The following is a 12,798-nucleotide window of genomic DNA, read 5'->3' as shown; positions in this document are numbered from 1 at the left end:
ACCGCTTCCCGATGAAGCGCGCTGCCTAAAGTGGCGGACTATTTCGCCACTTTAGGCCGTAACGATGACAACAAACACGATTGACCGTCTCGAGCTCCCGGCTCTAGACGAGCAGGGCCCACATGTTCATGTGATAAAAGACAACACGCCTGACTGGTACAGCGAAGCGCTGGACACGCGCAAAACCGAGTTGGCGTCGTTGGACCTTGCTATTCCCGACTGGTACAAAAAAGCCTCGGCGAGCGCAAGGGATCGCATGAGAGAGGTCCATGCGCGCAGCAGGAGGTCGTTGAACCAACTGGATCGAGTGTTCAGTGAACTGAAACAACCGGCGGAGTATGCCGAGCCGTTGTTGGTGGCAGCGATCGAGAAAAAGTTCGGGCAACGGCTGGATGTCAATGCGGTGTTCTATGCCCGCAAGATGGAACAGAAAGAATGCAACCCAGGCGCCAGTGAAGTCTCGGCCACCCACGTCAGCACGTTGGCCTCAGAGTACTACTTCTACAGGGGGATCAGCCTGCTGGAGGCAGCGCTGAATAACTTCATCCCGGAGGAGGCGATTGAGCCGGTTTGCGAAGACTGCCACCTGATCACGCGTTACAACTTTTATCGCTCTTCGGCCGCAAGGCTTCATCCAGCGGGCAATGTCCGCTCGGCAAAACTGGATATCAAGGCTCATGAGTTTGCCCAACTGTGCAGGGAGCTGAATCTGGGGCAGTCGTATTACGAACATGTACGGACCGTGATCAATCAGCAGATTCAGACGAACAAGACGGAGGTGGGAATTGGCAAGCTGTACAGCAGCTTGATTACCAGCCACCGGAATCAATTGGAACTGGCCGCCGAAATTGCCTTGATGAAAGGTGATATCCAGCCTGATGATCATCGGTTGATCAACGACATCTTGATTGACCAGTTGGGGGCTAAGCGAGCAGGGGAGACGGTGAAAATTTCGCCGTTGCGGCTGTGCAGCTTCGTGCTCGAAAACATCCTGATCATCGGCCCGGTCGTGTGGCGGGCCAACTTGAGAAATGCCGAGCTGTTGCCTAGGGCCTGCATGGTGTGCATCCCAGGCGACCCACTTCATTCGCTTAAGGCCTATGACAACATCGCAGCCTTTACCGACCATCTGACGACTCGCCTGTGTTGCGTCGAATACCGGAAGTTCTTCAGCCAATTCGTACCGCTGGCCAATCAGGATGGTTTTTTCACGCAGCTCAAGGGCTTGCTCGACCCTGACGCGGCGTACACCGACGAACAGGATTTTGCCCCGGCCCAAAAAGGTCGGATCCACCACCAGGGTACTTACGCGGCGTCATGGCGAGATGTGTGGATGGACTGTGCGATGCAGCGCATCCGGCTGATCATGAATAACGCCAGTACCCGTGTGGTGTCTACCCAGGATGTCACGGATCGGGCCTATAAAGCCTGGCTCTGGTCGTGGGGTAGTACGGCGCTGGATATTCTCAATCTTGTCGCTTTTGTGGTACCGCCCTTGGGGGAAGTGATGTTGGTCGTCGCGGCGGTGCAGATGGCCTATGAGATAGGCGAAGGGATTGAAGCGTGGTCTGAATACGATGCCAAAGCGGCTTGGGCACACCTTTCGGCAGTGGGCCTCAACCTGGCGATGTTGGCGGTGCCCAAGGTGCTGATGGCGGCGAAAGACACGGCATTTGTCAGGCGATTGGTGCATGTGGAGTTCGGTGGACGTACGCGCTTGTATGATTTCAATCCGGCACAGTACCTGCACCGGGTCACGTTGCCTGAAGGGCTCAAGGCCAATGCACACGGGCTGTATGCCCATGAAAGCAGCCTGTACCTGCCGGCAACGGACGGGGGGCATTACAAGGTAGAAGCCAGCGGAGACGAACATGAATTCAGGCTCCTGCACCCCGATGGCGCCTCACGTTACACGCCACGGATTCGGCATAACGGCGAGGGGGCCTGGGTGCATGAGTTTGAACAGCCCTTGACCTGGGATCGCAAGACGCTGTTGCGCCGCATTGGGCATAGCGTCGATCACCTGAGCGATACCCAGCTGGAGCAGGCCAGGGCAATCAGTGGTGTGTCGGATGACGAGTTGCGTCAGGTATTCACCGAGCAACGGCCACCTGCGCCCCTGTTCAAGGACATGCTCCGACGGTTTGAATTCACTGACCAGCAACAGTACCACATCGACCAATTGAGCCACCCTGATCACAGGGTTCGTGGCCAAGTCCACTGGTCCTTGCAAGTAAAGTTGTTGACCGAAAGCGGGAGCTGGCCAGCGTCGCGCGTGCTGGTCGCGGTGGATGGCGAAGGAAACCGCCTGTGGAGTTCAGGCCGCGAGGAAAATCTCGCGCAGGTAGTGACGTTAAAGCCTGAGCAGCTCGACAGCGGCCACTTCTTTGCTGCATTTTCAGAGCAGTTGAGCGAGTCTGAAATGCGTCACTTATTGGGCGAGGAATTAATCGAGCGCCGGATTCGTCGAAATATTTTGTCATGGGGTAGAAAAATCACCCCTATACCACCTGCCACCGAATCCAGTGTACTCAACGCTATGGTAGAGGAGGAGATGGAGGAAGAGCGCATACCCGCCACAAGAGCACGCAGGTACCGGGACCGTCTGGTGGATGCGGCCATCAGCACGAGAGGCGAGCTGTTCAATCGCGAGATGGCGGCAGGTGATGTTTCCAGCGATGCCCACGTACAACTGATCCAGCGTAGCTTCCCAGGGGTGCCAAAGCTCGCCGCCGAGGAAATCGTGACACATGCCAGCGGCAAGGAGTTGGCAAGCATGACGTCCACCTCGCACGTGCCGTTGCGTTTGGCCGAGGAAGCGCGCCACTTTGCGCAGAGGGCGCGTGTCATGCGCGCGCATGCGGATCTTCTGTTCGAGAATCAACTCACGATGGACGGTGTGCACCTGGCTCTGCACAAGATGGCCTCTGTGCCGGAGCTTTTAGGTGATGTGTGCATTGAGCTGCGTGCGGATACTTATGACGGCCCCCTCCTGGACCGGGTGGGAGAGACGACTGCGCTCAGGCAATGTCGCCTTATCCGTACCGACTTGAAGGAATGGAAGTTATACAGCGGGCCGGAAAAGAAAGTGGAGTACTGGCGCAGTGACAAGGACGCCTTTTTCAGCGCGCTTTGGATGGCAGGCGGCGGCAAGTTCACCCGTTGGTCAGAGTTCAACGTGTTCACCCAAACGTTGAAAAAGCGGCTTGGGCAACAGCCTCTGAACGAACTGGCAAGCCGGCGCGCACTGGGTTTGCAAGCGATCAAGCCGGGCTTTAAATCGCCGATGCGCCTGGCGGATGGACGCATCGGTTATCCGCTAAGCCCGGTGGGCAGCGCAGACGTTCGCCCGTTGGTTTGCAGAATGAAAGCGATGGCGCTTTATCCGTCCAAATCCATGGAGGAGGTCGAGGTGATGCTTGGCCTTCAAGGCGCGGCAGATGCCACGCTGACAGCCAGATTGACCCACCTGGAAGGCGAGCTTGCAGAACTGGACAGGGCGCTGGTCAGTTGGCAGGAGGAGGGATCAGGTTACTCAAGGGCCCGGCGCAGGGTCTCGGGTACCATCAAGCACGCTTGGCGGCGAGGCTCCGCACAAGCCGTTGCAGGGGATCAAACGCCTATCGGTCACGTGCTTGACCTGTCGGATGAAGACGTCGGCGAGCTGCCTGCGATCAGCGCAAATATGGATCATGTGGGCAGTCTGGTGCTGCGTCGAATGGCGCTTTCGAACACCTCCTTGCCTTTTCTGAAGGCATTTGGCGGCTTGCGCTGGCTGAACCTCAGCGAGAACAATCTCACCGAACTACCGGAGTTTGCACAGGGTGGGGTCGGGTTGACCAAGCTCAATCTGAGTAGAAATGATATCCAGCTGACCGAACAAAGCCGCCTACGCCTGCAGGGTATGCAGGGCTTGAAGATTCTGAAACTGGGCGACAATCCTCGCTTGGGATGGCACGCCGATCTGCGTGGCTTGCGCAATTTGAACCAGGTTTACCTACCGAATACGGGCACCACCCGGTTCCCGGACGGTGCCGAACAATTGCCCCACCTGGCCCGTATCGACCTGCATACCAACCGGATCACAACCCTGCCTGAATACGCTTACCAGCATCTGGAGCGCATCAACCTGCACGACAATCCACTGTCGGCGGCCACGCTTGAACGCCTTCAGTTGGACAGGCCATTAAGCCCGGAGCAATGGGGCGAACATGTTTCCGTGGGCGAGGCGCGTGGTGTGTGGCTGGGTCAGTCGCCGACGTTAGAGCAGGCACGACGGGGTGGCCGCTGGGACGAACTCAAGGCCAGTGCTGAATCGGCTGCTTTTTTTACGGTATTGGCCGACACCACTCGCAGTGCCGAATACGCCAGCCCGGTAACCCGACCGGCGCTGGCTGAGCGGGTATGGGACATGCTGGAGGCGGCGAGTGAAAACCAGGGTATTCGCGAGACGTTGTTCGCGGTCGCCGACGACAGAGTCACCTGTGGCGATGGCAGTTTGGTCGAGTTCATGAACCTTGAAAGTGAGCTGCTGGCAGCCAGGGCACTCGAGTCTGTAGGGGCGCAGAGCGCTGAAGGGCCGCTGATATCCACGGCGCGCAAGTTGTTCCGGTTATCCCTGGTGGATGCCATTGCTCACCTGGATGTCGAGGCTAGAGGGCCTGGGTTCACGGAGCAGGTCGAAGTGATTCTGGCGTATCGCATCCGGCTGGCAGACAGGTTGGAACTGCCGGTCAAATCCCGCGACATGTTGTTTTCCGAGCAGGCCAGGGTGAGTCCGGCGGCGATTGATGAGGCCTACGCAAAGGTACTGAGGGATGAGCGCATTGCCGGTGACGAGGAGGCTTTTTTTGTCGGGCGCATGTTTTGGGAAACCCATCTACGCACCCGATACCCGCAAGAGATCAAGGCGCTGATGGTGCCGGCCATTGACCTGATCGACGAGAAAAGCAGTGCGTTGTTTGATCTCGCGGATTTGCAAGACGAGCCGGTCAGTGACGCGGCCACCCAAAACCACTGGCAAACAAAGCATGACGAGGCCACCGACCGATTGGCCGGCCTGCTGGGCAAGCGCCGGAATGAAATACTGGTGAATGGCTCGATGCAAAGTGCATTTTACGAGCGTGAACTCAAACAGTTAGGGGCTGAGCGAGAGGCATTGGAACAGCAGGCGCTGAAAACCTTGACGCGCAAGGTGCTCAACAATTTTGCGGCCAGCGAAGGGACGTCGCTCTGAGGGGCGGGTGCAGAAAGCACAAAGGGGACCCGAGGGTCCCCATTAATTTGTCGTTGCGTGCTCTTTTTTTATTATTGAGGGGCGGTCTATTGTTGTTTTTGGCAACCGTTACCCTTTACCGCTGTTTTTGGCGACCCCCATCCGGGGTCAAGAGCAAACGTATTTTTTTGAGCGCTGATCTGCTTCTTCGTTAACGATCCAACCAGTGGGTAGCTACCTGAGGTAGTTTTATTTTTCTCTAACCGGTTGCGGGTTTCGGCATGCCGTACCCTGCGAAGCACATCTTCTCCAAAAAAATCTGTTAGCTGCGTCTCTGCCGTGTTGTTTTTGTTATGTCAGAGTCGTTTCGTCTTATTTTTATTAGGTTTGGCGCTTTTTATTCTTGTTATGCCATAGAGATAGCAGAAGCCGTGCCAACTTTTAAAAGTCCTTTAAAATCAATGATTTGATTTTTATGTAGGATCCAGCCTGCAGAAAATACGACAAATTATGTTCCCGTGTTACTCGATGTGTAGGCGTGCGGTAACACATTGTCACGGCTAAGCGACTCAACCGGCGTTACGCGCCTTGGCCACGCGCGACCCGGTTGGTCGACCCAGCACGCTGCTGATTTGCTGACCCGCGCCAATCAACGCCTGCAGGTCGATACCCGTGTCGATACCCAGGCCATCGAGCAGGTACACCACATCTTCGGTGGCAACGTTACCGCTGGCGCCCTTAGCATAAGGGCAGCCGCCGAGGCCCGCGATAGAGCTGTCGAACACGTTGATCCCTTCCAGCAAACTGGCGTAGATGTTTGCGATGGCCTGGCCATAGGTGTCATGGAAGTGGCCGGCCAATTTCTCCCGAGGCACTTGTGCCCCGACCACGTCGAACAGTCGCCGCGTGGCGCCCGCCGTGCCGGTGCCGATGGTGTCGCCGAGGGATACCTCATAGCAGCCCATGGCATACAACTCGCGCGCCACCGCCGCGACCTGTTCCGGCGCGATCTGCCCTTCATACGGGCAGCCCAGCACGCAAGACACATACCCCCGCACGCTGATGCCGTGCTGCTTGGCCGCCGCCATGATCGGCGCAAAGCGCTCCAGGCTTTCGCTGATGGAGCAGTTGATGTTGCGCTGGGAAAACGCCTCGGACGCGGCCGCAAACACCGCCACTTCCTTCACGCCAGCCGCCAGCGCGTCCTCGAAACCGCGCAGGTTCGGCGCCAGCGCGCCATAGGTCACGCCGGGTTTGCGCTGGATCTGCGCAAACACCTCGGCGGAGCCGGCCATCTGTGGCACCCACTTGGGCGATACAAAACTGCCGACTTCGATATAGCTCAAGCCGGCAGCGCTGAGGGCGTCCACCAACCGGACCTTGTCTGCCACGCTGATGGGCTGGGCTTCGTTCTGCAAACCGTCGCGCGGGCCGACTTCCACCAGGCGCACGTGTGTGGGGAGGGACATGGCAGTTACCTTCTGATCAATGGCCAACCTGGCGCAGGGTGTGGGCCAGGGCCTGGGTGCAGCGCTCTTCGGCGGTGTCCAGTTCCAGCTTCATCTGTTCGATATCCAGCAGTTGTTGCTCCAACTGCTCACGGCGCTCGGCGATTTTCGCCAGCATGCTGTTGAGTTGCACGTGGTTGCCGCTGGTGGGGTCGTAGAGCTCGATGAGTTCGCGGCACTCGGCCAGGGAAAAGCCGATGCGTTTGCCGCGCAGGATCAGCTTGAGGCTGACCTTGTCCCGGGCCGAGTAGATGCGCTCCTGGCCCCGACGTTCCGGGGCCAACAGGCCTTGTTCTTCATAGAAGCGAATGGCACGGGTGGTGATGTCGAGCTCGCGGGCGAGGTCGGAGATGCTGTAGGTGGTGCTCATGGACGGCGCTCAAGAAGGTCTTGGCGTTAAGCTAATGGCAGGTTGACGTTAACGTCAAGCCTGCTTGCCATCCAACTTCTTCTCATGGGCCGTCACCTGCTGGCACAACTCGATCATCTGCTCGCGCATCCAGCGGTTCGCCGGATCCTGGTCGGTGCTTTCATGCCAATAAAGATGTGTTTCCACCGGCGGCACATCGTTGACCGGCAGGTTGAACCAGTGCAATTCGTGGCGACGGGCGAAGCGCTCGGGCACGGTCATGACCATGTCGGTCTGCTGCAACACTTGCGACGCCATCAGGTAGTGCTGGGAGCGCAGGGCGATCTTGCGTTGCAGGCCCATCTTGCCCAGTGCCAGGTCCACATGGCCCAGGCCGTTGCGCCGGCTGGAGATATGGATGTGGGTCAGCCCCAGGTAATCATCCAGGCTCAGCTTGTCCTTGCCTGCCAGCGGATGGCCTTTGCGCATGGCGCACACATAGCGATCTTCCATCAGCTTGACGTGGCGCACTTGTGGGTCGGTGTTGAGCGGCGCGTCCACGGCAAAGTCCAGGCGCCCGGCGGCCAGTTCCTTGGTGGTTTCGCGGCGTTTGGACAGGAAACTCTCGATCACCACCGTGGGCGCCAGGCGGCGCAGGCGCTGGAACAGCAGCGGCAGGATCACCGCTTCGGTGAGGTCGGTCATGCTGATGCGATAAGTCTTGGCCGCCTGTTGCGGGTTGAAGATGCGGCTCTCTTGCACCGACACCCGCAGCAACGACAACGCGTTGCGCACCGGCCCGATGATGTTCTGCGCCATGGGCGTAGGCACCATGCCTTGGGCGGTGCGCACGAACAGTGGGTCGTTGAAGGTTTCCCGAAGACGCGCCAGAGCGTTGGACACCGCCGGCTGGGTAATGCCGACAATCTGCCCGGCGCGGGTCAGGTTGGCTTCGGTGTAGATCGCGTCAAAGACGATAAACAGGTTGAGGTCGACCTTGCTCAGATTCATTTCGTAGCGCTCTTATTGTTAGGTGGCCATACGTCGATCATATATCGGTGATGAATGTTAATACACGCCGAGAATAGGTTAGGTAAATTTTCGTAGCTCATCTAGCATCGACTTCATGACCTAAACAACCTCTCAGAGAAGGGAGCTGCTCATGGATTTCGCCTATTCGCCCAAGGTTCAGGAACTGCGTGAACGCGTCACTGCGTTCATGGACGCTTACGTTTACCCGGCCGAGCCGGTGTTCGAACGCCAGGTCAGCGAAGGCGACCGCTGGCAGCCCACCGCAATCATGGAAGAGCTGAAGGCCAAGGCTAAAGCCGAAGGTTTGTGGAACCTGTTCCTGCCGGAATCCGAGCTGGGCGCGGGCCTAACCAACCTTGAATACGCACCGTTGGCTGAAATCATGGGCCGCTCGCTGTTGGGCCCAGAGCCGTTCAACTGCTCCGCGCCTGACACCGGCAATATGGAAGTGTTGGTACGCTATGCCAACGAAGAGCAGAAACAACGCTGGCTGGAGCCGCTGCTGCGCGGCGAGATTCGTTCCGCATTCGCCATGACCGAACCCGACGTCGCCTCATCCGACGCCACCAACATGGCCGCCCGCGCCGAACGCCAGGGCGACGAGTGGGTGATCAATGGCAAGAAATGGTGGACCTCCGGCGCCTGCGACCCGCGCTGCAAGATCCTGATCTTCATGGGCCTGAGCAACCCGGACGCGCCGCGCCATCAGCAACACTCGATGATCCTGGTACCGGTGGACACCCCCGGCGTGAAGATCGTGCGCCCGCTGCCGGTGTTCGGCTACGACGACGCACCCCACGGCCATGCCGAAGTGCTGTTCGACAATGTGCGCGTACCCTACGAAAACGTGTTGCTGGGTGAGGGCCGTGGCTTTGAAATCGCCCAGGGTCGCCTTGGCCCAGGCCGTATCCACCACTGCATGCGTTCCATCGGCATGGCCGAGCGCGCGCTGGAATTGATGTGCAAACGTTCCGTCAGCCGGACTGCATTCGGCAAGCCGTTGGCGCGCCTGGGCGGCAATATCGACAAGATCGCCGACTCGCGCATGGAAATCGACATGGCGCGCCTACTGACCTTGAAGGCGGCGTACATGATGGACACCGTGGGTAACAAAGTCGCGAAAAGCGAAATCGCCCAGATCAAGGTGGTCGCACCGAATGTGGCCTTGAAGGTGATCGACCGTGCGATCCAGATTCATGGCGGTGCCGGTGTCTCCAATGACTTCCCGTTGGCCTATATGTACGCCATGCAACGTACCTTGCGCCTCGCCGATGGCCCGGATGAAGTGCACCGGGCGGCGATCGGCAAGTTCGAGATTGGCAAGTATGTGCCTAAAGAACTGATGCGCAGCGGGCAGTAAGACCGCGTCGCCTGCATCGCGGGCAAGCCCGGCTCCCACATTAGACGGTGTTCATCTGAACGACTCGGTCAACTGTGGGAGCCGGGCTTGCCCGCGATGAGGCCGGTCCGAACAACACAAAGCTCAGGGCTCAGTAAACCCAGACCTCCACCCGCCGATTCTTGATCCGCCCTTCATCCGCCGTATTCGCCGCCACCGGCATCTGCGCGCCAAACCCGCGGATATCGCGCAATACCACACCGTTCTTGACCAATTCCCGGCGCACCGCCATTGCCCGCAACTTTGACAGCAACGCTGCCCGCTGCGGATCGTTCTTGGCATCGCCAAAGCCCACCAGCGTCACCTGCTTGTCCAGCTTGTTGTGGCTTTTGAGGTACGCCACCACCCGCTGCAAATCCTGGCGGGCCTTGTTGTCCAGGCTCGCGCTGCCTTCCTCGAAACGAAAATTCACCGTCAGGCGTTGGGCATCCCGCGCAATCGCTTGATAGTCCCCGGGCATCGACGCGCGTGGCTCTACGGCCATCGCCTGTACCTGCTGCGCGATAAAGCCATTGGCTGCCACGATCGCCTGGCCCTTGCTGCTCTGGCTGAAGTCCACCAGCGCCTTGGCCCATGGGTTGCGACTCGAGGGCGGCCAGTAAAAGAACAGCCGACGTGACAGCGGATAATCTTCGGTCGCAATCAGGCTGTTCAGCGGCAACATGGGTTGCGAGTCGCCGTCCACAATCGCCACCGCCTTGGCCTGGCGGACGTAGGGCAGGCCGATAAAGCCAATGCCTTGGGGATCCTGGCTGACCGCGTCGGACAATTGCTCGCTGGACTCGAAACGCTTGGCGCCCGGCGCGAGCGGTTTGCCACGCAGGCGCAGTACCAGGTCCTTGAAGGTGTCATAGGTGCCGGACTGATCGTCCCGCGCATACAGATGAATCGGCCCTCCGACGCCACCCAGGGCCTCCCAGGTACTGACCTCGCCATTGAAGACCTGCGCCAGTTGCTCGGTATTCAAGGTATTCAGCGGATTTTGCGGGTGGAGGATGATGGCCAGGCCATCGATGGCGATCACCTGTTCGGCTTCGGGGCTTTTCAGGTCGCCCAGCGGTTCAAGGTCGACCAACTCGCCGTCCTTGATCGGGCGAGACGAGGCCGCGAGGTCGGCGCTGGATTTCTTCAACGCAGTGAAACCGGTGCTGGAACCGTGAGCGGCAACTTCAATCGTCACTGTCTTGCCCTGGCGCGTCTTGCCAATCACGCGCTGTTCATTGGCACCTTCCGCCGGCTCGCTGTGCACCGCCTGCAAACCCTGATGTTCCATCAAGCCCTTGACCAATGCCGGGCCCAACGCTGCACCAATGGTATTGGAGCCCTGGATGCGCAAGGCAGCACCTTGATCAGGAACGGGGAGGGGAGCGGACACAGCGAAGAGGGGGGAAAGCACCAGCAGGAACAGAACGCGCAGCCTCATGCCGGCACCTTCTCAAGCCAAAGGGAGTGCCGCGAGAATAAGTCAGGCAGGTTGCAATAATGTGACTGATGCGCCATCGATCCCATTGTGGGAGCTGGCTTGCCTGCGATGGCAGAGTGTCAGCAGCCAATTCTTCACTGATGTACCGCTATCGCAGGCAAGCCAGCTCCCACATTGGACGGTGTTGTCAGCTCAGTTCCAGCCAGATCGGCGCATGGTCCGACGGCTTTTCCAGGCCGCGCAATTCGTAGTCCACCCCGGCATCCTTGACCCGCGACAGCAGGCCATTGGAGGCCAGGATCACGTCGATGCGCAGGCCGCGCTTGGGTTCATCCTCAAAGCCACGGCTGCGGTAGTCGAACCAGCTGAAGCGGTCTGCAACCTCTGGGTTGAGGTGACGGAAGCTGTCCACCAGGCCCCAGTTCTTCAGACGGGCCATCCACTCGCGCTCTTCCGGCAGGAAGCTGCACTTGCCAGTCTTGAGCCAGCGCTTGGCGTTGTCGGCGCCAATACCGATGTCGATGTCTTCCGGGGAAATGTTGATGTCGCCCATCACCACCAGCGCCTGGTCATTGCTGAACTGGCTCTCCAGCAACTGTTGCAGGTCTTCATAGAAGCGCTGCTTGGCCGGGAACTTGGTGGGGTGGTCGCGGCTTTCGCCCTGGGGGAAGTAACCGTTCATGATGGTGACCGGTTGGCCGTTCTCATCGGCGAAGGTGCCCCAGATAAACCGGCGCTGGGCGTCTTCTTCGTCGCTGGCGAAGCCTTTGTGCAGGCTCAACGCCGGCTGGCGCGAGAGCAGGGCCACACCGTAGTGACCTTTTTGGCCGTGGTAGTACACGTGATAGCCAAGGGCCTGTACTTCGGCCAATGGGAATTGGTCATCGTGGACCTTGGTTTCCTGCAGGCCGATCACGTCGGGCTGGTGCTTTTCAATCAGCGCCGCCAGCTGATGGGGGCGGGCGCGCAGCCCGTTGATATTGAAGGAGACGATTTTCATGGTCGGCAGTCCAGTCCTGGCAAAAGGGCGATGCTAGCGGACAAGTCGGACGGGGGCCAGCGTGGCGGTAGGGCACTTGCACTGCTAAGGTCTGGGAACGACTGGTGCTGTGTAGGTTCGTACCCATAAGAACGCGGCCTTTTGAGCCGCGCCCAGGGAGATTGACGGTATGCCGGACACTTCAACTGCAACTGCTGAAATTCGCCTGCTCAACAGCGGCTATTCCCGCGAAGCCCGTTCCTTGCTGTACCAGGCTTATCGGCATGAGCCGACGTTCGCCTACATCTTCGAAGCCGAGCGTCCTGGCTATGAACAGCGGGTACGCGCCACCGTGCGTGAGCTGGTCAAGCAGCACTTTTTTCAGAAACTGCCGGCCATTGGTCTGTTCGTCAACGATCGGCTGATCGGCATAGCCCTGATCGCACCACCGCAGCGGCGCCTGGGGATTACCGAAAGCTGGGCCTGGCAACTGCGCATGTGGTTGAGCACGGGCGTGCGCGGTACGCGACGTTACCTCGACTACCATCACGCGGTGCTGGCGTGCCTGCCCAGTGAGTCGGTGCATGTGTTGCCGTTGTTGGGTATTCACCCGCAATTCCAGGGCAAACATTACGGCGAGCAGTTGCTGGAGGCCGTGCACAATTGGTGTGCCGAAGACCCGCATTCGTCTGGCGTGGTACTGGACACGGGCAACTCACGCTATCTGGAGTTCTATAAGCGTCAGGGCTATCAGGAAATTGGTGAAGTCGCTGTAGGACCGATCCTGGAGCACGTGTTTTTTCACCCCAATCCCCAGTCGTTACATGCTGCAACGGCTTAATAAAGAATTATTCAGAAATTTCCGAGTTCAAACAGTCTCCCCAGGTCGTGTA

The 12,798-nt window shown here is 58.9% G+C and carries 8 protein-coding genes; 3 read left to right on the top strand and 5 right to left on the bottom strand.

Annotated features, from left to right (window positions below; all coding sequences use genetic code 11):
• The first annotated feature begins 64 nt into the window (after positions 1-64).
• Complete coding sequence (locus HX793_RS00940; RefSeq protein ID WP_177094247.1) at positions 65-5,236, top strand: NEL-type E3 ubiquitin ligase domain-containing protein; 5,172 nt, start codon at positions 65-67, stop codon at positions 5,234-5,236.
• Between the two features lie 548 nt (positions 5,237-5,784).
• On the opposite strand, the gene HX793_RS00935 is transcribed toward HX793_RS00940, so the two are convergent.
• Genes HX793_RS00935 through HX793_RS00925 form a run of 3 tightly spaced genes read right to left on the bottom strand, consistent with a single transcriptional unit; the run spans position 5,785 to position 8,083 of the window.
• Positions 5,785-6,684 (bottom strand): hydroxymethylglutaryl-CoA lyase, encoded by a 900-nt coding sequence (locus HX793_RS00935; RefSeq protein WP_177060577.1) that lies wholly within the window; start codon positions 6,682-6,684, stop codon positions 5,785-5,787.
• Between the two features lie 16 nt (positions 6,685-6,700).
• Positions 6,701-7,093: a MerR family transcriptional regulator gene (locus tag HX793_RS00930; RefSeq protein ID WP_016977418.1), complete on the bottom strand. Its 393-nt coding sequence runs from the start codon at positions 7,091-7,093 to the stop codon at positions 6,701-6,703.
• A 54-nt stretch (positions 7,094-7,147) separates the two neighbouring features.
• Positions 7,148-8,083, bottom strand: coding sequence for a LysR family transcriptional regulator (locus HX793_RS00925; RefSeq protein ID WP_177050715.1), 936 nt, complete (start codon positions 8,081-8,083; stop codon positions 7,148-7,150).
• Between the two features lie 151 nt (positions 8,084-8,234).
• Here HX793_RS00925 and HX793_RS00920 point away from each other — a divergent pair, with 151 nt between their 5' ends.
• Positions 8,235-9,464: an acyl-CoA dehydrogenase gene (locus tag HX793_RS00920; RefSeq protein ID WP_028616890.1), complete on the top strand. Its 1,230-nt coding sequence runs from the start codon at positions 8,235-8,237 to the stop codon at positions 9,462-9,464.
• A 130-nt stretch (positions 9,465-9,594) separates the two neighbouring features.
• Here the strand turns inward: HX793_RS00920 and HX793_RS00915 are convergent, their stop codons facing one another.
• Positions 9,595-10,926: a substrate-binding domain-containing protein gene (locus tag HX793_RS00915; protein WP_177060575.1), complete on the bottom strand. Its 1,332-nt coding sequence runs from the start codon at positions 10,924-10,926 to the stop codon at positions 9,595-9,597.
• 187 nt (positions 10,927-11,113) lie between these two features.
• On the bottom strand, positions 11,114-11,926 hold the full coding sequence (xthA, locus tag HX793_RS00910) for an exodeoxyribonuclease III (protein ID WP_016977422.1): 813 nt from the start codon (positions 11,924-11,926) through the stop codon (positions 11,114-11,116).
• A gap of 169 nt (positions 11,927-12,095) precedes the next feature.
• On the opposite strand from xthA, the gene HX793_RS00905 reads away from it, so the two are divergent.
• Positions 12,096-12,746 (top strand): GNAT family N-acetyltransferase, encoded by a 651-nt coding sequence (locus HX793_RS00905; protein WP_177094248.1) that lies wholly within the window; start codon positions 12,096-12,098, stop codon positions 12,744-12,746.
• Positions 12,747-12,798 lie beyond the last annotated feature (52 nt).

Source organism: Pseudomonas reactans (genome assembly GCF_013387025.1).
Taxonomy (GTDB): Bacteria; Pseudomonadota; Gammaproteobacteria; order Pseudomonadales; family Pseudomonadaceae; genus Aquipseudomonas; species Aquipseudomonas reactans.
The sequence above is the reverse complement of the archived record's forward strand: the minus strand, read 5'-3'. Positions and strand labels throughout refer to the sequence as shown.